This is a genomic window from Micromonospora aridisoli, from assembly GCF_056150025.1.
In genome coordinates, this window is the sequence record NZ_JAXCFK010000003.1 from 308,165 (window position 1) to 333,820 (window position 25,656).

23 protein-coding genes are annotated in these 25,656 nt (G+C 72.4%); 10 read left to right on the forward strand and 13 right to left on the reverse strand.

What is annotated here, in order from left to right:
- Positions 1-3: 3 nt before the first annotated feature.
- Entirely contained in the window at positions 4-840 is an 837-nt protein-coding gene (locus SM447_RS08385) for an NAD(P)H-binding protein (RefSeq protein WP_474572163.1), read from the reverse strand.
- A gap of 151 nt (positions 841-991) precedes the next feature.
- Between SM447_RS08385 and SM447_RS08390 the strand changes: the two genes are divergently transcribed.
- Positions 992-1,408 (forward strand): winged helix-turn-helix transcriptional regulator, encoded by a 417-nt coding sequence (locus SM447_RS08390; protein WP_474572164.1) that lies wholly within the window; start codon positions 992-994, stop codon positions 1,406-1,408.
- 200 nt (positions 1,409-1,608) lie between these two features.
- Here the strand turns inward: SM447_RS08390 and SM447_RS08395 are convergent, their stop codons facing one another.
- Both SM447_RS08395 and SM447_RS08400 read right to left on the reverse strand, forming a co-directional pair.
- Entirely contained in the window at positions 1,609-2,355 is a 747-nt protein-coding gene (locus SM447_RS08395) for a nucleotidyltransferase domain-containing protein (RefSeq protein WP_474572165.1), read from the reverse strand.
- Complete coding sequence (locus SM447_RS08400) at positions 2,355-3,026, reverse strand: nucleotidyltransferase domain-containing protein (protein ID WP_474572166.1); 672 nt, start codon at positions 3,024-3,026, stop codon at positions 2,355-2,357. The genes SM447_RS08395 and SM447_RS08400 overlap by 1 nt, the downstream gene beginning before the upstream one ends.
- Positions 3,027-3,184: 158 nt before the next feature.
- Between SM447_RS08400 and SM447_RS08405 the strand changes: the two genes are divergently transcribed.
- From SM447_RS08405 to SM447_RS08415, 3 genes are all read left to right on the forward strand, one after another.
- On the forward strand, positions 3,185-5,278 hold the full coding sequence (locus SM447_RS08405; RefSeq protein WP_474572167.1) for an alpha-1,4-glucan--maltose-1-phosphate maltosyltransferase: 2,094 nt from the start codon (positions 3,185-3,187) through the stop codon (positions 5,276-5,278).
- Positions 5,266-7,368, forward strand: a complete 2,103-nt coding sequence (glgB, locus tag SM447_RS08410) for a 1,4-alpha-glucan branching protein GlgB (protein ID WP_474572168.1) — start codon at positions 5,266-5,268, stop codon at positions 7,366-7,368. Before SM447_RS08405 ends, glgB begins: the two co-directional genes overlap by 13 nt.
- Positions 7,369-7,502: 134 nt before the next feature.
- On the forward strand, positions 7,503-8,039 hold the full coding sequence (locus SM447_RS08415; RefSeq protein WP_474572169.1) for a hypothetical protein: 537 nt from the start codon (positions 7,503-7,505) through the stop codon (positions 8,037-8,039).
- Positions 8,040-8,181: 142 nt separating this feature from the next.
- Here the strand turns inward: SM447_RS08415 and SM447_RS08420 are convergent, their stop codons facing one another.
- Positions 8,182-9,222, reverse strand: a complete 1,041-nt coding sequence (locus SM447_RS08420) for an App1 family protein (RefSeq protein WP_474572170.1) — start codon at positions 9,220-9,222, stop codon at positions 8,182-8,184.
- A 114-nt stretch (positions 9,223-9,336) separates the two neighbouring features.
- On the opposite strand from SM447_RS08420, the gene SM447_RS08425 reads away from it, so the two are divergent.
- The 4 genes from SM447_RS08425 to SM447_RS08440 all read left to right on the forward strand — a co-directional run bounded on the left by SM447_RS08425 (position 9,337) and on the right by SM447_RS08440 (position 13,628).
- Positions 9,337-10,962, forward strand: a complete 1,626-nt coding sequence (locus SM447_RS08425; RefSeq protein WP_474572171.1) for an ArnT family glycosyltransferase — start codon at positions 9,337-9,339, stop codon at positions 10,960-10,962.
- Positions 10,963-10,970: 8 nt separating this feature from the next.
- On the forward strand, positions 10,971-11,765 hold the full coding sequence (yaaA, locus tag SM447_RS08430) for a peroxide stress protein YaaA (RefSeq protein WP_474572172.1): 795 nt from the start codon (positions 10,971-10,973) through the stop codon (positions 11,763-11,765).
- A gap of 98 nt (positions 11,766-11,863) precedes the next feature.
- The gene (locus tag SM447_RS08435) at positions 11,864-12,583 is read left to right on the forward strand and encodes a hypothetical protein (protein ID WP_474572173.1); all 720 of its coding nucleotides are present in this window, start codon (positions 11,864-11,866) and stop codon (positions 12,581-12,583) included.
- An 82-nt stretch (positions 12,584-12,665) separates the two neighbouring features.
- Positions 12,666-13,628 (forward strand): TAXI family TRAP transporter solute-binding subunit, encoded by a 963-nt coding sequence (locus SM447_RS08440; protein WP_474572174.1) that lies wholly within the window; start codon positions 12,666-12,668, stop codon positions 13,626-13,628.
- Positions 13,629-13,637: 9 nt separating this feature from the next.
- On the opposite strand, the gene SM447_RS08445 is transcribed toward SM447_RS08440, so the two are convergent.
- The 9 genes from SM447_RS08445 to SM447_RS08485 all read right to left on the reverse strand — a co-directional run bounded on the left by SM447_RS08445 (position 13,638) and on the right by SM447_RS08485 (position 23,635).
- A complete protein-coding gene (locus SM447_RS08445; RefSeq protein WP_474572175.1) occupies positions 13,638-13,886 on the reverse strand; it encodes a helix-turn-helix transcriptional regulator in 249 nt (82 codons plus the stop codon).
- A gap of 13 nt (positions 13,887-13,899) precedes the next feature.
- Positions 13,900-14,763 carry an ABC transporter permease gene (locus SM447_RS08450; protein WP_474572176.1) on the reverse strand — a complete coding sequence of 288 codons (864 nt, stop codon included), beginning with the start codon at positions 14,761-14,763 and terminating at the stop codon, positions 13,900-13,902.
- Entirely contained in the window at positions 14,760-15,731 is a 972-nt protein-coding gene (locus SM447_RS08455; protein ID WP_474572177.1) for an ABC transporter ATP-binding protein, read from the reverse strand. Before SM447_RS08455 ends, SM447_RS08450 begins: the two co-directional genes overlap by 4 nt.
- Positions 15,732-15,825: 94 nt before the next feature.
- On the reverse strand, positions 15,826-17,280 hold the full coding sequence (locus SM447_RS08460; RefSeq protein ID WP_474572178.1) for a sensor histidine kinase: 1,455 nt from the start codon (positions 17,278-17,280) through the stop codon (positions 15,826-15,828).
- 10 nt (positions 17,281-17,290) lie between these two features.
- Positions 17,291-17,947, reverse strand: coding sequence for a response regulator transcription factor (locus tag SM447_RS08465; RefSeq protein WP_474572179.1), 657 nt, complete (start codon positions 17,945-17,947; stop codon positions 17,291-17,293).
- A gap of 92 nt (positions 17,948-18,039) precedes the next feature.
- Positions 18,040-18,351: a hypothetical protein gene (locus tag SM447_RS08470; RefSeq protein ID WP_474572180.1), complete on the reverse strand. Its 312-nt coding sequence runs from the start codon at positions 18,349-18,351 to the stop codon at positions 18,040-18,042.
- Between the two features lie 132 nt (positions 18,352-18,483).
- Entirely contained in the window at positions 18,484-20,241 is a 1,758-nt protein-coding gene (locus SM447_RS08475; RefSeq protein ID WP_474572181.1) for a CDP-glycerol glycerophosphotransferase family protein, read from the reverse strand.
- A gap of 101 nt (positions 20,242-20,342) precedes the next feature.
- On the reverse strand, positions 20,343-22,844 hold the full coding sequence (locus tag SM447_RS08480) for a DUF6077 domain-containing protein (RefSeq protein WP_474572182.1): 2,502 nt from the start codon (positions 22,842-22,844) through the stop codon (positions 20,343-20,345).
- Between the two features lie 191 nt (positions 22,845-23,035).
- Entirely contained in the window at positions 23,036-23,635 is a 600-nt protein-coding gene (locus SM447_RS08485) for a TetR/AcrR family transcriptional regulator (RefSeq protein ID WP_474572375.1), read from the reverse strand.
- 217 nt (positions 23,636-23,852) lie between these two features.
- Here SM447_RS08485 and SM447_RS08490 point away from each other — a divergent pair, with 217 nt between their 5' ends.
- Together SM447_RS08490 and SM447_RS08495 are read left to right on the forward strand one after the other, a co-directional pair.
- The gene (locus SM447_RS08490) at positions 23,853-24,749 is read left to right on the forward strand and encodes an ABC transporter permease (RefSeq protein ID WP_474572183.1); all 897 of its coding nucleotides are present in this window, start codon (positions 23,853-23,855) and stop codon (positions 24,747-24,749) included.
- Between the two features lie 10 nt (positions 24,750-24,759).
- Positions 24,760-25,560, forward strand: coding sequence for an ABC transporter ATP-binding protein (locus SM447_RS08495; RefSeq protein ID WP_474572376.1), 801 nt, complete (start codon positions 24,760-24,762; stop codon positions 25,558-25,560).
- Positions 25,561-25,656: the final 96 nt, after the last annotated feature.

Here is a 25,656-nt window from a genome sequence, read left to right on the forward strand (position 1 = left end):
GCGTCAGCGGAAGGCGGGGATGCGCCCCGCGACCCATTGGGCGAAGGTGCGCGGCGCCCGCCCGAGCAGTTGCTCGACGTGTGCGCTGATGCGCTGCTCGGCCTCGGTGGGCTCGCCGAGAATGGACAGCGTGCCGTCGACCACCGGCTCGGGCATGAAGGCCAACATCTGTGCGCGAGCCTCCCGCGGTGTCTGCTCGACGAAGGCAACCGGCTCGCCGAGCGCGTCGGCGAGATCGGCGACGCGTTGCCGAGGCGTGCTGAGCACGGGCCCGGTCAGTTCGTAGGTCCGGCCGGCGTGTGCGTCGTCCCGCAGCACGACGGCGGCCACCTCGGCGATGTCGTCGGGGTCGATGACCGGCAGACCGACATCACCGTACGGTGCCGCGACGGTCCGGCGGGTACGGACGGACTCGGCCCAGGCGTACGCGTTGGAGGCAAAGCCTCCCGGTCGCAGGATCGTCCAGGCCAGGCCGGAGTCCTGGATCGTCCGCTCAGTCTCCCGCAGCGGCGCGTGCGACACCGACTGCGGGCGGGTGCCCGCCGCCTGGGAGGACAGCAGCACGACCCGTTCGAGCCCGCCGGCCTGGCCCACCTTGAGGATCTCGTTGACGTCCAGATGGCCGCCGGCACCGGAGACCAGGAGGAAGAGCGTACGAGCGCCGGTCAGCACAGTGCGGAGGGTTTCCGGCTCGGCCAGGTCGGCCTGCTGGTAGTGCACGCCCTCGGGCAGGTCGACGGGCAGTTGTCCGCGCGACACCGCCGTCACGGCGCCCGTCCCCGCCAGCGCCCTCAGCAGGGTACGACCGACGTTCCCGGTGGCTCCCGTTACCACAATCATGATCAGTTCTCCCCGTCACAACGGTTCGGTCGCGTCCGGTCAGGACGCGACACCGCCTCGCGCCGGTGCGGCTACGGGCGACGCCGGGAACCGTAACAACGCGGGTATAGTAGGTACCTAGAAGAAAGTGACTATCCGATCGGGAGCGTGGATGGCGGACAGTCAGGCGACCTGGGAAGCGTCCATGTCCGCCGATCCGGAGCTGGCCTGTCCGATCGCCCCGGTGGTGGACATCGTGTTCAGCCGCTGGACGACTCCGATCCTGTGGGCACTGCACCAGTACGGTCGGCAGCGGTTCGTCGAGTTGGAACGCCGGCTGACCACCATCACGCCGAAGGTGCTGACCCAGCGACTACGGCAACTCGAACGCGACGGCCTGGTCGCCCGCACCTACCACCCCGAGGTCCCACCCCGCGTCGAATACGAGATCACCGAACTCGGCGCCAGCCTCGCCCCACTCTTCGCCCACCTCGCCGAGTGGGCCGCCACCAACCTCGACGCCGTCGAGCAGTCCCGGCACGCCTACGACACCGCCCAGCAGGCCCGCCCACGGCACCCGCCGGCGTGATCCGGAACAACTTCGGGGAAACTGCTGCCTCCGGCACGGGTGAGGCAGCAACTTCCCCGAAGTTGCGCGTATCGAAATGAGCTGACGGTAGGGGCGCCGGGTCCGGGTCAGCCGCGGAGGCCAGATATTGCGTCGGGAACGAGCCCGAGCCCGTGGGCGGTCGACCGAGCGAGCAGGGGGCCAAGCGCTGTTGGCGCGGCTCAGGCCAGGCGGGTGCGTACGACCAGGTCGTGCAGGGCGTCCACGGCGGCCGGGTCGGGCTGGTCGGGCAGGGTGGAGGCGTCCCTGGCCTCCTCCAGGTCGGCGCGCAGCCGTGGTACGTCGACGGCGAGTCGCTCGGCGGTGCCCGGGGGCAGTGGCCCGTGCTCGGCCTCCCGCTTGGCGGCGATGAGATCCGGCACGTACGTCAGGCTCTTTCCCAGGATGCCGAGGTCCGTCTCCAGGCGGCCCGTGCGCATCAGGTGGCTCCCGGTGAGCAGGACCCGCAACGTGTACAGCGCGGGCTTGAGTTTCCCGGTCTGTAGGTACAGCCGCTGCTGGGTGGCGGCGAAGCCGAGGTAGTGGTGCGCGTGATGACGGGTGACAAGTCTCGGTGCCAGGGCCACGAGTTCGGCGTGCACCGGGGTGGTCACGACCACCAGCGGCGACAACACCTGTTCCAGCACGTACCCGTTTCGGCTGTTCAGCAGCCGGGCGAACTTCAGCAGATCGTGGCTGACCACGTCCAGTTCGACACCGTCGCGTACGCCGGTGTGCTGCAGGGTGTCCGGTCCGGTGCGTAACCCGACCACCTCCGTCGCCGGCAGCAGGTGCGCGGCGCGTAGATCCAGGTCGGAGTCGACGGACGCGAAGCCGTACAGGTGGGCGCCGCTGACGGTGGCGAACAACAGCGGGCGGGGTAGCTCCCGGGCGGCCTCGGCGGCCCACGACGGCACGTTGACGGTCACTACAGGTTCCTCTCCCGTACGCCGGTGAGCAGCCGGTCGACGGCGTCCCGGTCGGGTTGTTCCGGCAGCGTGGTGGTGGCCGCCGCGTCGGCGAGTTCGGCGAGCAGGTCCTCGGCCCAGCCGGTGACCGACTCCCAGCTCAGGTCGCCGCGGCGTACCGCGAGCAGCCGGTCACGCAGGTGCCGTACGTCCACCAGGATCTCCCCGGTGCGCAGCACGTGCACCCCGGCGATCAGCAGTCGGACCATGTGCATGGCCTGCTTGTGGTTCGTCTCGCCGGTGCGCTCGCGGCTGGCCGCCACCCGGTCGAGTTGGTCCCGGGCGTAGCTGCCGTACGTCTGGGCCACCCGCCGCGACAGGAACGCCCGCCGCGTGGCCAGCAACTGCCGCCCGTCCTCGGTGATCGTCTCGACCAGCGGGGACCAGAGCACCTCCAGCACCGTCGGGTTGCTCTGCAGAGCCAGCTCGCAGAGGCGTTCGAACTCCCAGGAGAACTGCTCCTCCGCCGGCCCGTCGAGGTGGGTGGGCGGCTTGTCCAGGTGCCAGAAGGCACGGGTGGGCGCCACGTACACGCCACGCCGGTCGTGGTCGGAATCCGGGCCGTGCAGCCCGTACGCCCGCGACCCGACCACGACGGCGAGCACGGTGTGCCGCTCGACCAACTCGATCACGCCCGGCACGCTACCCGCCTTGTTCTGTGGCAGTTCTGCCGTCTTCACCTCGGCGTGTCGTCCACCTCGACCGCCATGGATCGGGCGTACCGCCGCCCTTCATGATCTCGTTGGTTGTCGGCCGAGCGCGAAGCGATCTCGCGCAGTAGGTTGAGGCGGTGAGCGGACGGTTCCCGATCGAAGACGTCTCCCCCGTCGTCTCCTGCGGGCGTTACCCGGCCCGTGCCGTGGTCGGCGAGTTGGTGCCGGTGTCGGCGCGCGCCTACCGCGAGGGGCACGACGCGCTCGGCTGCAACGTGGTGTGGCTCGGCCCCGACGGGCTGGCCCGCCCGTTCACCCGGATGAGTCCGGGTGAACCCGGCCAGGACCGGTGGCACGCCACGATCGTGCCGGACGCCGTCGGCGAGTGGATGTTCACCGTGGAGGCGTTCAGTGACCCGTACCTGACCTGGCACAACGCGGTGACCAAGAAGATCGCCGCCGGCCAGGGGCCGGCCGAGCTGGCCAACGACCTCGCCGAGGGCGTACGCGTGCTGACCGCCGCCACCGCACTGGTGCCGAAGGCCGAGCGGGCCCGCGTCAAGAAGGCCGCGAAGGCCCTGGGCGACGTCGACCGGGCGCTGCCGCAGCGGGTGAGTCCGGCGTTGGAGCTGGCCGACCTGCTCTGGGCGCATCCCGTCCGCGAGTTGGTGACCACCGGCGAGGAGTACCGCATCTGGGTGGACCGCGAGCGGGCGCTCTTCTCCGCCTGGTACGAGTTCTTTCCCCGCTCCGAGGGGGCGATCCCGGCCACCGTCGACGCCCCGGCCCGCTCGGGCACCTTCGCCACCGCCACCGAGCGGCTGCCGGGGGTGGCCGCGATGGGTTTCGACGTGCTCTACCTGCCGCCGATCCACCCGATCGGCCGGGTCAACCGCAAGGGGCCGAACAACAGCCTCGTCGCCGGCCCGGACGACGTGGGTTCGCCGTGGGCGATCGGCGCGGCCGAGGGCGGGCACGACGCCATCCACCCCGACCTGGGTACGGCGGAGGACTTCCGGGACTTCGTCGCCGCCGCCGCCGAACACGGCCTGGAGGTGGCGATGGACCTGGCGTTGCAGTGCGCGCCGGATCACCCGTGGGTGACCGAGCATCCGGAGTGGTTCACCACCCGGGCCGACGGCAGCATCGCGTACGCGGAGAACCCGCCGAAGAAGTACCAGGACATCTACCCGCTGAACTTCGACAACGACCCCGACGGCATCCGCGCCGAGGTGCTGCGGGTGGTGCTGCACTGGGTCGGCGAGGGCGTGAAGATCTTCCGGGTGGACAACCCGCACACCAAGCCGGTCGACTTCTGGCACTGGCTGATCTGGGAGGTCAAGCGGGTCGACCCGGACGTGCTCTTCCTCGCCGAGGCGTTCACCCGACCGGCGATGATGCACGGGCTGGCCAAGGTCGGCTTCACCCAGTCGTACACGTACTTCACCTGGCGGACCTCGGCCGCCGAGATGCGGGAGTACTGCGTGGAGCTGGTCGCGGCGGCCGACTACATGCGGCCGAACTTCTGGCCCAACACGCCCGACATCCTGCACGCCTCGTTGCAGCACGGCGGGCCGCCGATGTTCAAGATCCGGGCGGTGCTGGCCGCGCTGCTCTCCCCCTCCTGGGGCATGTACGCCGGCTACGAGCTGTTCGAGCACGTGGCCCGCCCCGGCGCGGAGGAGTACCTCGACAACGAGAAGTACGAGCTGCGCCCGCGGGACTGGGCCGGCGCGGAGGCGCGGGGTCGCTCACTGGCGCCGTTCATCACCACCCTGAACCGGGTACGCCGCGACAACCCGGCCCTGCGCCGGCTGCGTAACCTGGTCTTCCACGACATCGACAACCCGGCGCTGCTGTGCTGGTCCAAGCACGACCCGGCGACGGGCAACACGGTGCTGGTGGTCTGCTCGTTCGACTCGCACACCGTGCAGTGGGGCAACACCACCCTGGACATGCCGGCGCTCGGTCTGGACTGGCACGACCGGTTCACCGTGCACGACGAGCTGACCGGCGCAGACTACGACTGGGGGCAGCGCAACGCGGTCCGGCTCGACCCGTACCTGCAACCCGCACACGTGCTCACCCTGCGCCGACCGGCCGCCGGGTCGCCGGGGCCGGCCGGCACCGAACCGGCCACCCTGACCGTCGAGGACGTGCCGGGCGACCTGTCCGGCACCACCGCACCGACCTCTCCCGCCCAGAAGGACGACGCCCGATGGACCAGCTGATCTCCGGGGAGATCCACGACCCGCACGCCGTGCTCGGCGCGCACCCGGCCGGCGGGCGTACGGTGATCCGCACCCTGCGCCGGGGGGCCGGCGACGTGAGCGTGCTGGTCGGCGACGAACGGCACCCGATGAAGCGGGTGCACGACCTCGGCGTCTTCGAGGCCACCGTCCCCGGCGAGGTGCTGGACTACCGGCTCGACGTCGACGGCGTACGCCACGACGACCCGTACCGCTTCCCGCCGACCCTCGGCGAGCTGGACCTGCACCTGATCGGCGAGGGCCGGCACGAGCGGCTGTGGGAGGCGCTCGGCGCGCGGGTCGTCGACGGCGGGGTGGCGTTCGCGGTGTGGGCGCCGAACGCCCGGGGGGTGCGGCTGGTCGGTGACCTGACCGGCTGGGCGCCCGACGACGGCTGGCCGATGCGCTCGCTCGGCTCCACCGGCGTGTGGGAGATCTTCGTGCCGGGGGTCACCGCCGGCGCCCGCTACAAGTACCGCGTCCTGGGCGCCGACGGGTACTGGCGGGACAAGGCCGATCCCCTCGCGGCGTACGCGGAGGTGCCGCCGGCCACCGCGTCGGTGGTGCACCGGTCGACGTACGAGTGGTCGGACGCGGACTGGCTCGCCCGGCGGGCGCAGCGGCAGCCGCACCAGGAGCCGATGAGCGTGTACGAGGTGCACCTCGGTTCGTGGCGGCCCGGCCTCGGTTACCGGGAGCTGGCCGAGCAGTTGACCGCGTACGTGGTGGAGCTGGGCTTCACCCACGTGGAGTTCCTGCCGGTGATGGAACACCCGTTCGGCGGCTCGTGGGGCTACCAGGTGACCGGCTACTTCGCCCCGACGTCCCGGTTCGGCGACCCCGACGAGTTCCGGCACCTGGTGGATCGGCTGCACGCCGCCGGGATCGGGGTGATCCTGGACTGGGTGCCGGCGCACTTCCCGAAGGACGAGTGGGCCCTGGCCCGCTTCGACGGCACCCCGCTCTACGAGCATCCCGACCCGCGTCGCGGCGAGCACCCCGACTGGGGCACGTACGTGTTCGACTTCGGCCGCCGGGAGGTGCGCAACTTCCTGGTCGCCAACGCGCTCTACTGGTTGGACGAGTTCCACGTCGACGGGCTGCGGGTGGACGCGGTCGCCTCGATGCTCTATCTGGACTACTCCCGGCAGGACGGGCAGTGGACGCCGAACGTGCACGGCGGTCGGGAGAACCTGGAGGCCATCGCGTTCATGCAGGAGGTCAACGCGACGGTCTACAAGCACCACGCCGGAGTGGTGATGATCGCCGAGGAGTCCACCGCCTGGCCGGGTGTGACCCGGGCCACCAGCGACGGCGGGCTCGGCTTCGGGTTCAAGTGGAACATGGGCTGGATGCACGACACCCTGCTGTACACCTCGAAGGACCCGATCTACCGCCAGCACCACCACCATCAGCTCACCTTCTCCCTGGCGTACGCCTGGAGTGAGAACTACGTGCTGCCGATCAGCCACGACGAGGTGGTGCACGGCAAGGGGTCCCTGGCGGGCAAGATGCCCGGCGACGAGTGGCAGCGGCTGGCCAACGTACGCGCGCTGCTGGCGTACATGTGGGCGCACCCGGGCAAGCAGCTGCTCTTCATGGGCTGCGAGCTGGCCGACGACCGGGAGTGGAGCGAGGAACGCGGCCTCGACTGGTACCTGCTGCACGACCCGGCCCGGGCCGGCGTGCAACGCCTCGTCGGCGACCTGAACCGGGTCTACCGGGACACCCCCGCCCTGTGGGCGCAGGACACCTCCCCCGCCGGTTTCCGCTGGCTCGCCGGTGACGACGTCGCCAACAACACCGTCTCGTTCGTCCGGATCGCGCCCGACGGGGCGACCCTGGTCTGCGTGGCCAACTTCTCCGCGCTGCCGCTGGAGGACTACCGGATCGGCCTGCCGGCCGCCGGTGCCTGGGCGGAGGTGCTGAACACCGACGCCCACCACTACGGCGGTTCCGGCGTCGGCAACCTCGGCACGGTGCACGCGGAGAACGTCCCCTGGCACGGCCAACCCGCCTCGGTGTCCCTGCGCGTGCCCCCACTCGGCGCCCTCTGGCTCCGCCCGAGCTGACCCAGATCTTGGTGTGTTCCCTCCCCTCCGGGGGCGTTGACATACCAAGATCTCGAAATCCGGCCCGTGAGTGAACCGTCGTGGTCGTTGTGTCCGTATCACCGGGGGTAGACGGGCGACGATGCGGAGGATCGATGGCGAGCAGCAGGCGTACGGGTAGGGACAGCGGACACGAACCGTCGCCACGGCAGCGGAAGATCGCCGGTCTCGCGGCGATCGGACTGACCTTCGGGGTGGCCTTCGCGGTGGCGACCGGGACCAGTTCGGCCAGCGAGAACTGCGACGGCCTGGACGCCGCGGTGGGCAGCAACCTGGCGTTCATCGCCGACCAGCTGGTGTTCCCGGACGAACTGTCGGAGGCGCGGATCGCCAACCGGCAGGCGGTCATCGACCAGTTGGAGCAGCGGCGCGCGGCGTCCGGCTGCACCGGCGAGGTCGAGGTACCGGACGCGGACCCGAACGCGGCGCTCAACGGTGGCGCGGCGGAGAACTGCGACGGCCTCGCCGGCGCGGTCCGCAACAACCTCGCCTTCATCGAGGGGCAGCGGCGCAACCCGGACGCCCTCTCGGAGGCCCGGATCGCCAACCGGCAGGCCGTCATCGACCTGCTCGAAGACCGTCGCACCCTGGCCGGCTGCACCGGCGAGGTCAGCCTGACCCCGGGCGGCTGACCGACCGGAACACGCGGGCGGGACCGCACCGCGGTTCCGCCCGCAGGCAGGGCCGCACGGACAGTTCCGCCCGCAGGCAGGGCCGCACGGGCGAGGCGGCAGCCGGCTCCGGATCAGGCCGCGCCCAGGCGGCAGATCCAGCTCAGACCAGGCCCGCGCCGCGCAGCAGGGTCCACAGCCCGGCACCGTCGGGAGCGGAGAGCCACTTCTGCCCGATCGGCCCCTCCGTGGGGTGATCGTGCGGGACGGGCAGGCTACCGGCGAGCACCGCCTGGGTGGGCGAGAGCCGGCGGATCGCCACCCCGGCCACGTTGTCCGGGTGGGCGACGGCGAACTCGCGGTAGATCTCCTGGTCGTGCTGGCCGTCGTCGCCGACGAGCAGCCAGCGTACGTCGGGGAACTCCTTGGCCAGCCGGGCCAGGGTGGCCCGCTTGTGTTCCCGGCCGCTGCGGAACCAGCGGTCCTGGGTCGGCCCCCAGTCGGTCAGCAGCAGCGGCCCGGCCGGGTAGAGGTGCCGGGACAGGAACCGGGTGAGCGTCGGGGCCACGTTCCACGCGCCGGTGGAGAGGTAGAACACCGGCGCGCCGGGGTGGGCGGTGACCAGCCGCTCGTAGAGCACCGCCATGCCGGGCACCGCCGCGCGGGCGTGCTCGTCGAGGACGAACGTGTTCCACGCGGCGAGCAGCGGCCGGGGCAGCGCGGTCACCATGACCGTGTCGTCGATGTCGGAGAGGATGCCGAAGCGCACCTCCGGGTCGAGAATGCGTACCGGCGCCTCGACCGGCTCGGCGTCGGGCATGCTCAGCCGCACCGAACCCCACCCGGGCGGCAGCGCGGTCTCGACCACCGTGTCGATGAACCCGCTGCGGTCGGCCTGCGCCTCGTGGACCACGCCGCCGGTCTCGATGGTCACGGTGACGTGCTTGGCCGGCAGGGTGGTGAAGCTGCGCCAGCCCCGGACCTTCTCCAGCCGGCCCCGTTGGCGGGTGTCGGGCCGCCCCAGCAGCACCCGGCACATCACCCGTACCCAACCCGGCGCGCCGTAGCCGGTGTACGCGATGATGTTGGTCCGCCAGCCGGTGCGCCGCAGCCGGCGTTCGACCAGGGCGTGCACGGCGTCCTCGATCCGCGCGGCCCGGTGCAGGTTCGGTATGGCCAGCTGGCCAGCGGGAGTGGGTGGCACGGTTGCAACCCTGCCACAGAGCGGCGACCTCGGCCACGCGAGCTGAGCCGAACCGCCACGCCCGGCGTCGCCGCCGTGTCACACTCCGGTCGGGACGGCGACGGGGGCGAGGTCGTGCCGCGAGCAGGGACGGAACCAGAGCAGCAGCGCGGGTGGTGGCGGCCACGGCTCGACCGGCCGGCACTCGTCGCCCTGCTGCTCGGGCTGATCGGAGTCGGCTACCGGCTGGTCCTCGTGCTGAACACGGTGCCCGTCTCCAACAGCGACGAGGCGACCTTCGGGCTGGCCGCGCTGCACATCGCGCAGGGCCGCGAGCATCCGGTCTTCCTCTACGGCCAGCGGTACATGGGCACGCTGGAGTCGTACCTGGCCGCACCCCTGATCGCGGTGACCGGGCCGCGTTGGCCGGTGCTGCGGCTGCCGGTGCTCGCGCTCTACGCGCTGTTCCTCTGGCTGATCCACCGGTTGACCCGGCGGATCGGCTCGCCGTGGTTCGCCACGCTGGTCGTCGGGCTGCTCGCGCTGGGCTCCGAGCGGGTGATCCGGGACCAGGTGACCGCCGTCGGCGGCCGGCCGGAGGTCAAGGCGGCGGTGCTCGCCATGCTGCTGGTCGTGGTGGCGCTGGCCCGTGGCACGGTACGTCGCCGGGCGCTGGCCGTCGGCGGGTTCGGGCTGCTCGCCGGGGTGGCGCTCTGGTCGGACTGGTTGATCGTGCCGTACCTGGCGGTGGCCGGGCTGGCCCTGGTGTGGACGCTGCGCCGGGAACTGCTCGGCTGGGCGGGTCTGCTGCTGGTCGCCGGGTTCGTCGTCGGGCTGGCCCCGATGATCCGGGACAACCTGGTGGCCCCGCCCGGGCAGGACTCCCTGTCGGTGCTGCGCGGCGTCAGCGGCGGAAACGGTGCGGTTCCGCCCTGGTCGCAGCGGCTCGGTGGCGGGCTGCTGGACGGCGTGCCGCTGGCCGCCGGGCTCTGCCCGGTCGACGGTTGCGCCCGCTGGCAGGAGTCGTTCGGCCTGCTCTACCCGGTGCTGCTGGTGGTGGCGGCGACGCTGGCCGGGCTCGCGTACCGGCGGGCCGCCGGGCGGGGCGACCGGGTCGGGCCGATCGTGCACCTCACGCTGCTCGTCGGCGCGGCGCTGACCCTGCTGGCGTACGTGCGCAGCCCGCTGGCCGCGACGGATCCGCTGGGCAACGCCCGTTACCTGTCGGTGCTGCAACTGTCGCTACCGGCCGTGCTCTGGCCGCTGTGGGTGGCGGCGGTGGCCGGCTGGCGGGGCGCCCTCGGCGCGGCCGGCCGGGTGCTCGGCGCGGCGGCCACCGCCGTGCTGGCTGCGCTGGCGGCCACGTCGCTGGTGGTGACCGTGCTCTTCGCCACCGGCGGCGCCGCGCCGGGGCGCACCGAGGAACGGCACGCCCGGGAGCTGGCCGACACCGTGCGTGCGGCCGGCCTGCGCGAGGTGTACGGCGAGTACTGGACGTGCAACCGGCTGGTCTTCAACACCGCCGAGGAGGTGGTCTGCGGGGTCCTCGACGGCAATCTGCACCCGGGGCAGAACCGGTACCCGGCGTACTGGTGGCGGCTGGCCCGGGCGCAGCGGCCCGGGTACGTGCTGGCGGCGGACGCCCCGGCGGACCGGCGGTTGCGGGAGCTGCTCGGCGACCGGGCCGACGCGGCGTTGCTCGCTGAGGTCGGCGGTTTCCGGGTGTACCACCCGCCGGAGCCGCTGCGGCCCTGGCGTTAGAGTCACCCATGCTCATCCTGCTGCCGCCCTCGGAGGGCAAGGCCGAGGCCGGCTCGGGCCGCCGGCTGAACCTGGACAGGCTCTCCCTGCCGGAACTCAACCCGGTGCGGGAGCAGGTGCTGTCCGCGCTGGTCGCCCTGAGCGCCGGGCCTGCGGAGGCGGCGCTGACCGCGCTCGGCCTCGGCACCGGACAACAGGGCGAGCTGCGGCGCAACGCCCGACTCCGGCAGGCCGCCACCGCGCCCGCCGGCCGGATCTACACCGGCGTGCTCTACGAGGCGCTCGACCTGGCCACCCTGCCGGCGGCGGCGCAGCGGGCGGCGGGTCGGCAGGTGCTGGTCAGCTCCGGTCTGTGGGGGGCGGTACGGCTGACCGACCGGATTCCGCCGTACCGCTGCCCGATCGGTGCCCGACTGCCCGGCACCGGTGCCCTGCCGGCGCTGTGGCGCCGGGAGCTGGGCCCCGCGCTGACCGCGGCGGCCGGACGCGGCCCGGTGCTGGACCTGCGCTCGGGGGCGTACGCCGCGGCCTGGACGCCGCGCGGCGAGCTGGCCGAGCGCACCCTGACCGTGCGGGTGCTGCACGAGCGGGAGGTCGACGGGGTGCCGGTGCGGTCGGTGGTCAGCCACTTCAACAAGGCCACCAAGGGCCGCCTGGTCCGTGACCTGCTGCTCGCCGGTGCCCGCCCGCGTACCGCCGAGGCGCTGGTGACCGCGCTGCGGGACCTGAAGTACACGGTGTGCGAGCAGGCCACCGCGCCCGGCCGTCCGCGCCAGGTCGACCTCGTGGTTTCCGAGTTGTAACCAGCCGCAAGATTTCCTCAAGCCTCGACCGGATCGGTACCACCGTCCGGTGTCGCCCGTCACCGTAAAGGGACCCGACGCGACGAGGAGGCCTTGCGGTGGTTGCCGAACCCGTCCTGCTCGACCGGTCCCGTCCGTCACCGGCCGCGACGACGTCCGCCGTGCCGTCGCCGACCCGGCCGGCCTCGACCCTGCCACCGCTGGACTGGACGACCCTGGCCGACGCCTTCGAGACGGCCTGCCTGCTGCGCTGCATGCCGCCTCCGGCGACGCCCGGGCACCGGCAGCCCGGGCAGCAGACCGTCCGGCCGGCGATGATCGAGTTCAACCGGGAGGAGGCGGCGCGACGGACGCGGCAGTTGCTCGATCGCCTCGACATCCCGGTCCGGCACGAACTGACCGTCGGTGGGCTGCGCCGCCGCTACGAGCTGCACCGGCTGCACGTCCCGCGCGAGCACCGGCCGGCGTACGCGGCGGTGGTGGAGAACGGCTGGCGTCGCGGCCGGCGGGAACTGCTCGGCGGTCCGGTGCCGGGTGCCTCGACGGCGCGGCGGTTGTGGCGCACCCGGCTGGCCGCCGCCGCCTGGCGGGCCGCGCTGCTGGCGGGCGGCCGGCACGTCCGTCGGCACATCCTCGGGGTGCGGATCACCGACCGGGAACTCGGTGCGGTGCTGGTGCGCGGCGCCGCCCTGCTCGACGTGCCGGCGCTGCTGCGTCCGAGCACCGGGTGCTTCCTGGTCAGCGTGGCGCACGGCCCCGACCGGGACCGGATCCTGCGGCACGCGGCGGAGGAGGCGGTGCAGCGCCCGGTGGCCTGACCGCCGGCCGACACCCGGCCGCACGACGCTTCGCCGACCCCGGGCTTGCGCCGCGGGGGTCCGGCGGCGCACAGTGCTGCCCGTGAGCCGTTCCCGGTACCCTGCCCGATCCCGGTGGCGCGGCGCCCGCGCGGCGCTCGCGCTGGCCGTGCTGCTGGCCCTGCCCGGCCTCGGCGGCTGCCGCGACGATCAGGGTGAGCCGGTGGTCATCCGCATCGCCACCGGCAGCCCGACGGCCGTGTACCACGCCTTCGGCGAGTCGCTGGCGGCCATCCTCAACCGGGAACTGCCTGAGGTGCGGGCGGAGGTGCTGGTCACCGCGGCCTCGGCGGAGAACGTGCAACTGCTCAACAGCGGGGCGGCGGAGCTGGGGTTCACCCAGGCCGACGTGCTGCCCGCGGATCCGGGTCCGGACCCACAGGTGGTGGCGGTCGCCCGGGTCTACGACGACCTGCTGCACCTGGTCACCACCGCCGACGGCCCGGTGCGGACCCTGACCGACCTGCGCGGGCGGCGGGTGTCGGTCGGCGCGCCCGGCTCCGGGACCAAGATCACTGTGGACCGGCTGCTCGACGTGGCCGGCCTGGGCGGCGTGCAGGTGCGGCAGGAACGGCTCGGTCTGGACGACTCGGTGGCCGCGCTGCGGGACGGCCGCATCGACGCCTTCTTCTTCTCCGGTGGCCTCCCGGTCCGCGCCGTCGCCCAGTTCGCCCAGGACACCCCGACCCGCATCGTCGACCTGGGCGAGTGGACCGCACCGCTGCGCCGCGGCAACCCCGAGGTGTACGTGCCGCGGGACATCCCCCGCTCGGTGTACGGCGTCGACCCGGTCACCACCGTGGCCAACCCGAACTACCTGGTGGTGCGGGCCAACCTGCCGGAGTCGCTGGTCCGCGAGGTGACCCGGCTGCTGATGGAGCGCCGCTCCGAACTGGCCGCCGCGCACCCGGCGGCCGGCCGGATGAGCCCCCGCTCGGCCATCGCCACCTCGCCGTTGCCCCTGCATCCGGGCGCCGTCGACTACTACCGGGCCAGCAAGCCCTGACCCGACGGGTCAGGCGGACCGCGCGGCGGGCGGGGCGTCGCCCAGCCGGGGGAACGGTTCGGCGGAGAAGACCACCTCCACCGGCACCTCGAAGTGCCGGGCGATGCGCAGCGCCAGGTGCAGGCTCGGGCTGAACTCGCCGCGCTCCAGGTAGCCGATCGTCTGGTAGTGGACGCCCAACGCCTCGGCCAACTGGCGGCGGGAGATGCCCCGCTCGGCCCGGAGCATGGCGATGCGGTTGTAGACGACCTCACTCATCGACGGCCCTTCCTCACGTCACCCGCTGCATGGCCTTCTCGCGACGGGCCGCCACGCTCGACCCGGACTCGCGACGAGCCATCCGGCGCAGCACCATCGGCGCCAGGATCAGCCCGGCGACCGCCCAGCCGCCGAGCACCAGCAGCGTCTCCAGATGCCGCCACGAATCGCCGATCTCGACGGCGGCCATGGCCTCCGGCAGCAGCGCCGACCGCATGCCGAGGCCGAGCCAGTAGATCGGGAAGATCTGCGCGACCGCCTGCAACCAGCCGGGCAGCGCCGTGATCGGGTAGAAGATGCCCGACGTGGCGATGAGTCCCATCATCGGGAGCATGATCAGCCCCATGTTCCGGGGATTGGAGAGCAACGAGCCGAGGACCGCGCCGACCGGCATGGTCGCCACCATCCCGATCACCATCACCCACGCCAGGGTCAGCCAGGCTCCGGCGCTGTCGAGTGCGAGCGCGTCGAAGAGGAACAGGCCCGGCACGAGCAGCAGGACGACGCTGACCAGCGTCATCCCGGACACCAGAGTGATCTTGCTGATGAGGTAGCCGAACATGCCGTTCGGGGTGGCCTTGGCCCGTAACAGGGTGCCGTCCTCCCGCTCCACCGTGAGGATCGACGCCATGTTGACCAGCCCGCCGAACGCCACGGTCATGCCGAGCGTGCTGGGCAGGGTCTGCGCGCCGAGGGAGAACTCGGTGCCCGGCACGGTGGCGCCGCGCAGGAAGAACATCACCACCAGCAGGACGACGGTCGGGAAGAGGTAGCCCCAGAGGGTCTCCGAGTGGGTGAAGCTCTGCCGTAGCTCGATGCGGCCCCGGGACAGACCGGCCCGGGCGGCCACGACCAGCGGGCGGACCGTCGGAGTCATCGGCCGACCTCCTCGAACGCGCGGGTCGCGCTCTCGGCGCGCCCGGACTCGTGATCGCGTACCAACGTCATGTAGGTGTCTTCCAGGCTCGCCCGGCGTACCTCAAGGTCGGCGATCTCCTCGCCGTGCCGGGTGAACAGCTCGCGGACGAACCCGGTCGCGTCGCTGGTGGAGTGCACGAAACGGGTTCCGCCCCGGCTCCACCGCACCTCGGCGTCGGCGGAGATGCGGCGGGACAGTTCGTCGGCGGAGCCGCTGGCGATGATCCGCCCCCCGGCCAGGATGAGGATCCGGTCGGCCAGCTTCTCCGCCTCGTCCAGATCGTGGGTGGTGAGCAGGATGGTGGTGTCGTCGATGTCGGTGAGCCGGTGCACCAGGTCGTGGAACTCGCGGCGGGCAGCGGGATCGAACCCGGCGGTCGGCTCGTCGAGGAAGAGCACCTCGGGCCGGCCGACGATGCCGATCGCCACGTCGACCCGGCGACGTTGGCCGCCGGAGAGCTGACCGACCTTCTTGTGCGCGTGCTCGGTGAGGCCGACCACCTGGATCAGCTCGTCGATGTCCCACGGCCGGCTGATCCGCCCGGTGGAGTACGGCGCGTAGAAGGAACCGAGATGCTCCAGCAGCTCCCGCACCCGCCATCGGCTGTGGTCGCGCCAGGACTGCAGGACCACGCCGAGTCGGGCCCGCCATCGCTCGTCACCGCGCGCCGGGTCGGTCCCCAGCACGGTGACCCGGCCGCCGGAGCGCATCCGGAAGCCCTCCAGGATCTCGATCGTGGTCGTCTTGCCGGCACCGTTCGGGCCGAGCAGGGCCAGCACCTCACCCTGACGTGCGGTGAACGACACGCCGGTGAGCACGTCGGTGGTGCCGTACCGCATGCGCAGGTCGTGCACGTCCAGGGTGACGCCCCGCTCGGGCGGCGACGTGGTGCTGGTCGGGGTGTCCGCCCCGGCACTGACTGCCATCGACCACTCCCTCCGTATGATCTGTGCGGTGGAATATAGCACTCATACTACGGATGACAGCAAACCTCGGTCGTCGGGTGCGAACTGCTGCTGCTCAGGCCACCACCGGCGCGGACGAGGCCGGGTCGACGGGCGACGCCGGACCGTCCGCCGCGCCCGGCCCGGCGGAATCGGCCGGTTCCGCCGGCTGCGGGAACCACAGCGCGGCGACCAGGCCGCGTGGCGAGTTCGGGTGCATGGTGAGCCGGCCGTCGGAGGCGTCGACCAGCACGGCGGCGATGGTCAGGCCCAGCCCGGCGCCGTCGACGTTCTGCACCTCCGGGGCCCGCCAGAACCGTTCGGTGGCCCGACCGAGCTGGCTGCGGGTCATCCCCGGGCCGGTGTCGCGTACCTCCAGGGTGGTGCCACCGTCGCGGGCCGCGACCGTCACCGTCACCTCGCCGCCCGCCCCGCTGAACTTCACCGCGTTGTCGATCAACGCGTCGAGCGCCTGGTCGATGGCGGTCGGCACGGTACTGGCGTACACCGGCCCCGGATCGGCCGCCAGACGCAGGGTGACCGACCGGTGCCGGGCCAGTGGCTCCCAGGCCGCGACCCGGGACGCGGCCGCCGCCGTCGCGTCGACGGTGACCCGCTGGTTCTCGCGCCGTTCCGCCCGGGCGAGGGTGAGCAGCGCGTCGAGGAGCAGCGCCAGCCGGTCGGTCTCCTCCAACGCCAGCCGGTGCTCCGCCCGCCCCTGCTCGTCGGTGACGCTCAACCCCAACTCCTCCACCCGCAGCCGCAGCGCGGTCAACGGGTTGCGCAGCTGATGACTGGCGTGCGCGACGAACGCGCGCTGTCGGTCCATCACGTCGGAGACCACGTCGGCCATGTGGTTGAAGCTCGTCGCCAGGCGACGCAGCTCCGGTGGCCCCTGCCGGTGCTGCACCCGGGCACCACGGTCGCCCTCGGCGATCTCGTGGGTGACCGCGTCCAGCTCGGTGACCGGACGCAGCACCCAGCCGGCCAGCCCGAACGCGGTGAGCACGCAGGCCAGCACGGCGAGCAGACCCAGCGCCGCGACCAGCAACCACCAGGTGGCGACGGTACGCCGGACCCCGTCGGCCGGGGTGGCGGTGACCACCGCCCCGAGGACCTCACCGCCGTCGTTGATCGGCACGGCCACCACGATCGGCCCGTCCACCCACGGCCAGACCGAGTCGGGTCCGCTGGCCTGCTGCCCGGACAACGCGACGTCCAACGCCTCGCGGGTGCCCGCGGCCGGCCGCCAGTGCGCCGAGGCCACCACCACCCGCCGGTCCCGGTCCACCACCGCGGCACCGATGCCGTACAGCTCGTCGTAGCTGCTCAACTCGTGGTCGAGCGGCCCGGCCGTGCCGTCACGCAACGCGGGCCCGGCCAGCGACGCGAAGCGCGTGGCATCGGCGAGCCGGTCGGCCCGTACCCGGTCGGTCTCCCGGGTGGTCAGCGTCACCGCCAACGGCGTGCCCAGCGCCACCACCACCAGCACCATCAGCAGCAGATAGCTGATCACCAGCCGGCGTCGCACCCCGGGCCCCTCACTCGCCCCGGAGCCGGTAACCGACGCCGCGGACGGTCTCCACCAGGCGCGCGTCGCCGAGTTTGCCGCGCAGCGAGCCGACATGCACCTCGACCGTGTGCCGGTCGGTGAAGGTGGTGCCCCAGGCGTCGAGCAGGATCCGGTCGCGTGGCACCGCGACACCGGGTTGCCGGGCCAGCGAGAGCAGGACGTCGAACTCCTTGCGGGTCAGCGCCACCGGCCGCCCGGCCACGTTGACCGTACGGGCGGCCACGTCGATGTGCACCGGCCCGACCTCGATCAGGCTGCGTTCCGGCGCGGCGTGCGAAGCCCGTCGCAGCACCGCCTCGATCCGGGCCTGAAGCTCCACCATCGAGAAGGGCTTGACCACGTAGTCGTCCGCGCCCAGCCGCAGGCCGAGCACCCGGTCACGTTCCTCGCCACGGGCGGTCACCGCGATGATGCCGAGCTGGTTGCTGCGCCGCCGCAGCTGTCGGCACAGGTCGGTGCCGTCCCCGTCCGGCAGGGTGAGGTCGAGCAGCACCAGGTCGCAGGGGGCGGCGGAGAGCGCGGCGGCGACGGTGGCGGCGTGCTCCACCTCGTACCCCCGTCGGGTCAGCGCCGACGACAGCGCGGCGGCCACCCGACGGTCGTCCTCGACCAGCAGGATGCGCACCCGGCCTCCCCCGTTCGGTCCACTCATCGTGTGCGCTAGATGGTGGCAGACGAGCGGCCGGGTGGACAGGCCCGGGGCGGTCGGTCCGTCCCTCAGAGCCCGAAGGTCTCCTCGGAGGTGCTGTCGCGCACCCCGTCGACGAACCCCTTGAACCCGGGGTCCTCGTGGCTGGCCGGCACGGTGGCGACGACCTCGCCGGAGGCCTCGGTGACGGCGTCGATCAGCGGCGCGAAGTCGATCTCAGCGTCGGCGAGGGTGTCGTCGTCGGCCTCCGCAAGGTTGATCACGTGCTGCACGTCCTCGGACGGCGTGTCGGGGTCGTCGGCCCAGTCGGCACCGGCGCGGTAGCACTCGTCGTAGAGCGCGCGCTGGCTGTCGGTCCAGTCCTCGTGGTAGCTCTCCATGCCCATCCCCCTCGGCGGCGGCCTGCCCTTCGAGCATGCCCGCCGGGGCGACGGACCGGGCCGGTACCGGACAAAACTCCGCCGGTTCCCCGGTGCGACGCCGACGCCGCCCGGGACGAGGGCGCGTACCCGTCAGCGGCAGAGCCGCCCGACCTCCTCGGCGAACCGGTCCATCGGGTCGGCCTCGGCCGGACCGAGCAGGTAGGTCTTCAACTCCCGGCGGGCCTCGGTCATCGGGTCGTCGCCCGCCCGGGTCAGCGCCACGATCTTCTCCAGCTCCGCACAGTCGGCGGCCAGCAGGTACGCCGCGCGAGAGGTCGGGAAGGAGCGCCGGAACTCGTCCTCGGGCAGCCCGGCGGGATTGGCCACCACGTACGGTCGCTGGCTCTGCACGAAGTCGGACACGACGCTGGACACGTCGCTGACCAGCAGGTCGGTCTGGTCGAAGCAGTCGAACAGCGCGGGCACCCGCCCGGTGACGACCCGGTGCGCCGGTCCGTCCAGCGTCGTCGCGTCGACCTCCCCACCGGCGCTGCGGATGCGCTGCACGATCCGCTCGTGTGCCGCTCGGGCCCGCCCGGAACGGCTCCCGGTGAGCGGATGCGGCTTGTAGATCAGCCGGACCTCCGGCCGGATCGCCAGCAACCCGGCGACGATCCGTTCACCCATCAGCAGGACCGAGCTGTGATAGGGATCGTCGGCAAGCCAGCCCTCCCAGGTTGGTGCGTAGAGCACGGTGAAGGGACGGCCGGTGGGCCGCCGATCGAGGGCGCGCACGCCGGCCAGTTGTGGCCGGCCGATCTCCACCACATCCTCGTCGCGGACGCCCGTCCCGGCGCGGGCGAGCCGCTCCCGGCCGGCCGGGCCGGCCACCCAGACCTCGTCGTAGACCTTGCAGAACGGGTTGACGCTGGCCGCCTTGTCGCTGTCGCCGTGCCCGACGAACACGTGCCGCACGCCGGGCTCCCGCAGCATGTGGATGTTCTCCCCGGCGTTGGCGGGATACAGCGCCACCCGGACGCTGGCCTTGCCGAGGTTCATGAAGTCCGCACCGGGCGGGACGCAGACCACCGGCAGCCGCGTCTCGGCCAACTCGGCCAGGGCCTCCGGGTTGCGCAGGAAGACCACCGTCCGCCGGCCCAGCGCCTCGATCGGGGCGAGCCACATGTTCGCCTGGTAGATGTCCTTGCCCGGACCCGCGAAGTACAGCGCGACCTCCGGGCGGTGGCTGTCGAGCCACCGCTGGACCGCCGACAGCCGGGCACCGTGCCCGGCGCCCCTGCCCCGCAGCCAGGTCCACGCGACGACGCCGCCGAGCACCCCGGCCAGCCCGACGGCGATCCCGCCGGCCACGAGGAGTGGCGCCGCAGTACCGGCGACCGCCGCGGCCACCGCCGCCGGCACGAGCAGCACGTTCACCCAGGGCAGCCGGTCGCCGGCGAGGGCGGCAGCCCACCGTGGCAGTCCCGGCCCGGCGCCGAGCCGACCAAGGTCGATGTTGCGCACCATCGATCCGCCCGGGTTGCGCCGGTCGATGATCCGGTGGAACGCTCCGGCGAAGACGGCGATCAGCCACACCGTGGCGGGCAGCAGGAGCAGCAGGGTGAGTTCGCCGCCGGCCGGTCGCACCTCGGCGACGGTCAGGAGCACGACCGCCACGTCACGGCCCAACTGCCGGTAGCCGAGGCCGAGACCGGCCTTCTCCATCAGCGTCGCGGTGGCCGGTGACCATCGCTGCACCGCGAACTCGCCGAGCACCGCCGCCAGGGCGACGACCGCGAACCCGGCGACCCAGCCGAGCGCGCCGGTGGCGAGCAGGAGCAGGTACGCCCCCACCAGCAGGGCCCCGCGCGCGGCCACACCGACGCGCCCAGTCAACGTGCCGAACACGGGACAGCTCCCTAGCGAGATCGACGGCCGGCGGCCGCTCGGCTCCAGCGCAGCTGCGACCTTAACGCGGGACATCGACGCGGTGACGTCCGGGTGCCGGTCTACTCGCGACGCAGACAGGTGACCGCGTTGGGGTGGACGGGAGGGTCGGCCGGGCGCTCGGCGAACCGGGTGTAGCCGAACCGCTCGCCGGTTCGCTGGGCGAAACGGTTCTGGCTGTAGACGCAGATCGTGCCGACGTCCAGTCGCTCCAACGCGGCCACGACGTCGTCCCGGGCGGGCCGCTCGGCAGCCGGACCGCCGTTGGCGAACCGGGTCAGCAGCAGTCGGTCCTGCGAGAACTGCGAGTTGATGTCGTACTCGACGAGGAAGAAGTCGCGGGGCAGGACCACCCGCGCCTCGGTGGTCATCAGCGGAATGGTCCGCATGATGCTCGCCGGTGCGAGCACCAGACCGTCCGGCCGGTCGAGGTCGACGATGAACTGCGCGATGGCCTGCCGTTCCGTCCGGATCTTCCAGGTGGGCTCGTCGTGCACCAGCACCGCGCTGCGCTCGTCCCACATCGGCACCGCGTAGACGGCGAACGAGGTCACCATCGCCCCGGCCAGCACCACACCGACCAGCGCCCGCACGGTACGCAGGCGGGTCGGCAACCAGACGGTGCACAGCAGGCCGATCAGCGCCGGCAGGGCGAGCAGCCACGAGACCCGCCACAGCACGACCGAGATGCCGGTGACCGCGCTGAGCCATTCCAGGACCCCGGGTACCAGCAGCACGCTCAGCGTGAGCGCGCCGCCGGCCGCCAGCAGTCCCGGGGTGCGGCGGCGGGCCAGCAGCGGCCCGCACCACAGCGCGAGGCCGCCGATCACCCCGACGATGCCGATCTCGAACGTCCGCCGGTAGGTGTGCGCGGCGTCGTAGAAGTTGACGTCCGCGGCGGCCTCGGTCGCCGAGCCGAGGATCAGCTGGGTGATGACCACCGCCCCGACCGGGTACGCCAACGCGGCCACACCGGCGGCCAGCGCCGACTTCCAGCGGCCCACCAGCAGCATCATCAGGGCCGCCCCGCCCACCAGCAACGGCAGGATGATCGCGGCCGTGGTGGTGAGCCCGGTCGCGGCGATCGACAACGCGACGATCAGCACCAACCCGCGCCGGGAGCGGTCGTCGAACCATCGGGTCAGGTAGAGCCACATCAACGGCACGACCGCGGAGACGAACATGCCCTTGCCCTGGTAGAGCCGGGGCAGATGGAAGGTGCCCAGGGCGGCGTCCGGGCCGCAGACCAGGGCGAGGAAGGCGATGGCCACGGTGAAGGCGAGCACCGGGCGTCGAGGTGCCCAGCGCTGCACCAGCCGCCACAGGGCCAGCACGGCGAGCACGGCCATGATCGGCAGCAGCACGTACCAGGTCGCCGAGGCGGCCGGCAGGCCGAAGAAACGGGCGATCGCGCCGGCCAGCACCTCGATGCTGGCGATCGGTGGCTGGGACGCCATCGCCGGCAGGACGTTCTCGCTGAACAGGAAGTCGTTGAGCGGAACATTGTCCCGCTCCGCGACCCACACCGAACGTCCCACGTAGTAGATGTCGTCCGGGGTACTACGGGCCAGGTAGAGCGAGGCGACGGCGGCCCCGCCGGCGATCAACAGCGCGTACGCCGACTGCCAGGCCGTCGGCGCGGGTGCGGGCGGCCTGGTTGCCGGGGTGGTTCGCCACGTCCGCCAGGTCAGCAGCACCGCGCCGACGGCCGCCACGGCTCCCGCGGAGGCCGGTACCCACCAGGACAGGCCGGCGCCGGCCGGCGTGCCCGCGACCCCGGCGGCGATCGCCGCGCCGGTGCCGACCAGCAGGACCAGCGCGGTCAACCAGCGCTGCGCGACGGGCATTCGGCCGGCACGGCCCGCCTCGTGCGCGAGCGCCGGGGCAACACCCGCCGCGTCCTCCGCCCGGGCCCCGACGGCGACGGTCGCCCGGTCCTTTCCCCCTCCCGACGCCGGGACGGCCTCGCGGTCCGCCGGGACGTTCTCGGGGTCCGCCAGGGCGGCCTCGCGGTCGGTCGGGACGGCCTCGCGGTCCGTCGAGGTGGCCTCGGGGTCCGCCGGGACACCCTCGCGGTCGGTCGGGACGACGTCGGGGTCCGCCGCCGGTGCGTCGTCGGAGAGGGCTGTCGCGACGTCGGTCTCCCGGTGCGTCGCCGCGCCGCTTTCGCCGGAGCCGACGTCCATGTCTCCGTCCGGCGTGCCGGTGGCAGCGGGAGCGCCGTCGGCCGGACCGGGCGGCCGGGCGGCGCGGTGGCGTCGACGCCACCACAGGGCGAGCCGGACCAGGACGGCGAGCAGAGCCAGCGCCGGCCCGGCCACCAGCCAGATCCGCAGCGTCAGGGACGGGGCGAGCCCCAACGGCAGCGCGGCGTGGTAGAGCAGAGTCCAGAGCGCGAAGGCCAGTACGGCACCGTCGGTCAGTACGGCGGGTATCGCGGCGAAGCCCGCCCGGATACGGCCCGCCACCAGCCGCGCCCGGCCGGGGCGGGCGGGTGCGGGGACGGTCGCCTCATCGGCCGGCGCCGGCTCGGCAGCGGCGACGGCGACGGTCTGGTCGGTCATCGACACGGGCGTCCTTGTCGTCGTACGGGCGGGTGCGGCTGGGCTGCGCGCTTCGTACGCGCTACGGCGCTCCTGCGGCACGATCCACACCGAGAGTAGTAGTCCTGCCGGGGTCGCCAAGTCGAGCCGACGCGCGGGGCGGCGGCCGGTCCGATCAGCCGTACCCCGGGCGGCCGGCGCTCAACCCGGGCTCAGCCAGGGCCGGACGCCGAGCGTTGCCGTGGCACCGCGTCCTGCGCACCCAGCCCGAGGGCCACCGACTCGACCAGGGTTTCCAGGTAGCTGTCGGTGACGGGGGTGCGGGCGATGGCGATCCGCCAGTACAGCGGCCCGACGATCAGGTCGACCGCCGTGTCCGGTTCGGTGTCGGCGGGAAGTTCACCGCGCCGTACCGCACGCGTGATCAACTGGCCGACGACCTCCTGCTGACGGGCGCGCAGCACGCGCTGGAGGGTCTCGTCGATCGTCGGGTTGCGGGCCGCCTCGGCCAACAGGTCGGGGATGATCTGCGCGGCCAGCGGGTGCCGCAGCGCGTGGGTCACCACCTGGAACAGCAGCGACAGGTCACTTCGCAGGCTGCCGGTGTCCAGCGCGGGCAGCCGACCGCTGGCGGCGTCGGCCACCACCTCCAGCACGAGGTCGAGCTTCGAGTTCCACCGGCGGTAGATCGCGGTCTTGCTGACCCCGGCCCGCCGGGCCACCGCCTCGATGGAGAGCCGGCCGTAGCCGACCGCGGCGAGTTCCTGCATGAGGGCACGACGGATGGCCGTGGTGATCTCTCCACGGAGCACCGCCGCACCGGCTGGTGTGCGTCTCTTCCCGGCCGTCACCTGGGACTCTTCTCGACTGTCACGGGGAACAGCGTAGCGCAACGACGCTACGGTTGCGTCCCGACGTATTTCGGACTACTGTCCAGCCAGCGACGGGGGCGGCGCTCCCGCACCGGCACGCTAGATTCTCTCGTCGCGAGACATAACGCCGGCACGACAGATCGGAGCGCCCAACCCCATGGCCAACCTGCTGGCCGATCCCGACTCCGGCCTCCCCCCAGCTCAGCTGGCTGCCCGACACGGGCTCCGGGTGGCCGGCGAGCGGCCCTCGTTGGGCCGCTACAGCGGCCAACTGTGGCGTTACCGACACTTCATCTCCGCATACGCCCACGCCAAGCTGACCGCCTCGTTCAGCAACGCGCGACTCGGGCAACTGTGGCAGGTGCTCACCCCGCTGACCAACGCGGCGGTCTACTACCTGATCTTCGGTATCGTGCTCAAACAGGACCGGGGGATGGACAACTTCATCGCCTACCTGACCACCGGGCTGTTCATCTTCAACTTCACCCAGACCAGCGTGCAGCAGGGCACCCAGGCGATCAGCGGCAACCTCGGCCTGATCCGCGCCCTGCACTTCCCCCGGGCCAGCCTGCCGCTGGCCATCACCACCACCCAGTTCCAGCAGCTGCTCGGCTCGATGGTGGTGCTGCTCGGAATCGTGGTCGCCACCGGTGAGCCGATCACCCTGATGTGGCTGATGCTGGTGCCGACGGTACTGCTCCAGATGATCTTCACGGCCGGGTTGACCATGGCGGTGGCCCGACTGGGCGCCAGGGCCACCGACCTGAAGCAGGTCATGCCCTTCATCCTGCGCACCTGGATGTACGGCTCCGGAGTGCTCTACAGCGTCAACCTGTTCGCCGAGAGTTTGCCGGGCTGGGCCACCGCGGTGGTGCAGTTCAACCCGATGCTGGTCTACATCGAGCTGGCCCGGATCTCCCTACTGGAGGAGACCCACCTGCTCAACGACTCACTGCCGCTGACCTGGCTGATCGCGCTCGGCTGGGCGGTCGTGGCGGGAGTCGGGGGCTACCTCTACTTCTGGCGCGGCGAACAGGAGTACGGCCGTGGTTGATCACCTTGAGATGTCCAATGATGTGACGGTGACCCTGCCCCGGATCCAGGAGCGGATCCCCACCGTGGTGGTGGACGACGCGCACATCGTCTACCGGGTGTACAAGGGTGCCGCCGGCAACACCAGCCCGGTGGCCGCCTTCAAGCGGATGGTCACCCGCACCTCCGCCCCGAACGTCCGCGAGGTGCACGCGGTGCGTGGGGTCAGCTTCACCGCGTACCGCGGCGAGGCGATCGGGTTGATCGGCACCAACGGCTCCGGCAAGTCGACCCTGCTGCGGGCCATCGCCGGGCTGCTGCCGGTGGAGCGCGGCGCGATCTACACCCAGGGGCAGCCCTCGCTGCTCGGGGTGAACGCCGCGCTGCTCAACGACCTGCCCGGTGAGCGCAACGTCATGCTCGGCTGCCTGGCCATGGGCATGCCCCCCGACGAGGTGCGGCGCAAGCTCCCGGAGATCATCGAGTTCTCCGGGATCAACCAGCGCGGCGACTTCGCCTCGCTGCCGATGCGTACCTACTCCTCCGGCATGTCGGCCCGACTGCGCTTCTCGATCGCCGCGGCGAAGCAGCACGACGTGCTGCTGATCGACGAGGCGCTCGCCACCGGCGACAAGAAGTTCCGCAGGCGCAGCGAGCAGCGGGTACGGGAGCTGCGGGAGAGCGCGGGCACGGTGTTCCTGGTCAGCCACCAGCTCTCCTCCGTACGGGACACGTGCGAGCGGACCATCTGGCTGGAATCCGGCGAGATCCGGATGGACGGCCCGACTGCCGAGGTGCTGGCGGCCTACGAGGCATTTACGAACGGGAAGTAGAGTCTGGGTGAACGTGCCGCGCCCTGGGCCGCGTTGTCCCGTTGGGGCGACGCGGCCCGCGCGTTATGGTTCACTCCGTCGCCGTGTCGGCGGAAC

Coding starts and splice junctions, on each gene's coding strand:
- SM447_RS08455 (WP_474572177.1), bottom strand. CDS start 15,731: ATGGCAGTCAGTGCCGGGGCGGACACCCCGACCAGCACCACGTCGCCG.
- yaaA (WP_474572172.1), top strand. CDS start 10,971: ATGCTCATCCTGCTGCCGCCCTCGGAGGGCAAGGCCGAGGCCGGCTCG.
- SM447_RS08495 (WP_474572376.1), top strand. CDS start 24,760: ATGTCCAATGATGTGACGGTGACCCTGCCCCGGATCCAGGAGCGGATC.
- SM447_RS08480 (WP_474572182.1), bottom strand. CDS start 22,844: ATGACCGACCAGACCGTCGCCGTCGCCGCTGCCGAGCCGGCGCCGGCC.
- glgB (WP_474572168.1), top strand. CDS start 5,266: ATGGACCAGCTGATCTCCGGGGAGATCCACGACCCGCACGCCGTGCTC.
- SM447_RS08450 (WP_474572176.1), bottom strand. CDS start 14,763: ATGACTCCGACGGTCCGCCCGCTGGTCGTGGCCGCCCGGGCCGGTCTG.
- SM447_RS08490 (WP_474572183.1), top strand. CDS start 23,853: ATGGCCAACCTGCTGGCCGATCCCGACTCCGGCCTCCCCCCAGCTCAG.
- SM447_RS08415 (WP_474572169.1), top strand. CDS start 7,503: ATGGCGAGCAGCAGGCGTACGGGTAGGGACAGCGGACACGAACCGTCG.
- SM447_RS08470 (WP_474572180.1), bottom strand. CDS start 18,351: ATGGAGAGCTACCACGAGGACTGGACCGACAGCCAGCGCGCGCTCTAC.
- SM447_RS08385 (WP_474572163.1), bottom strand. CDS start 840: ATGATTGTGGTAACGGGAGCCACCGGGAACGTCGGTCGTACCCTGCTG.
- SM447_RS08445 (WP_474572175.1), bottom strand. CDS start 13,886: ATGAGTGAGGTCGTCTACAACCGCATCGCCATGCTCCGGGCCGAGCGG.
- SM447_RS08390 (WP_474572164.1), top strand. CDS start 992: ATGGCGGACAGTCAGGCGACCTGGGAAGCGTCCATGTCCGCCGATCCG.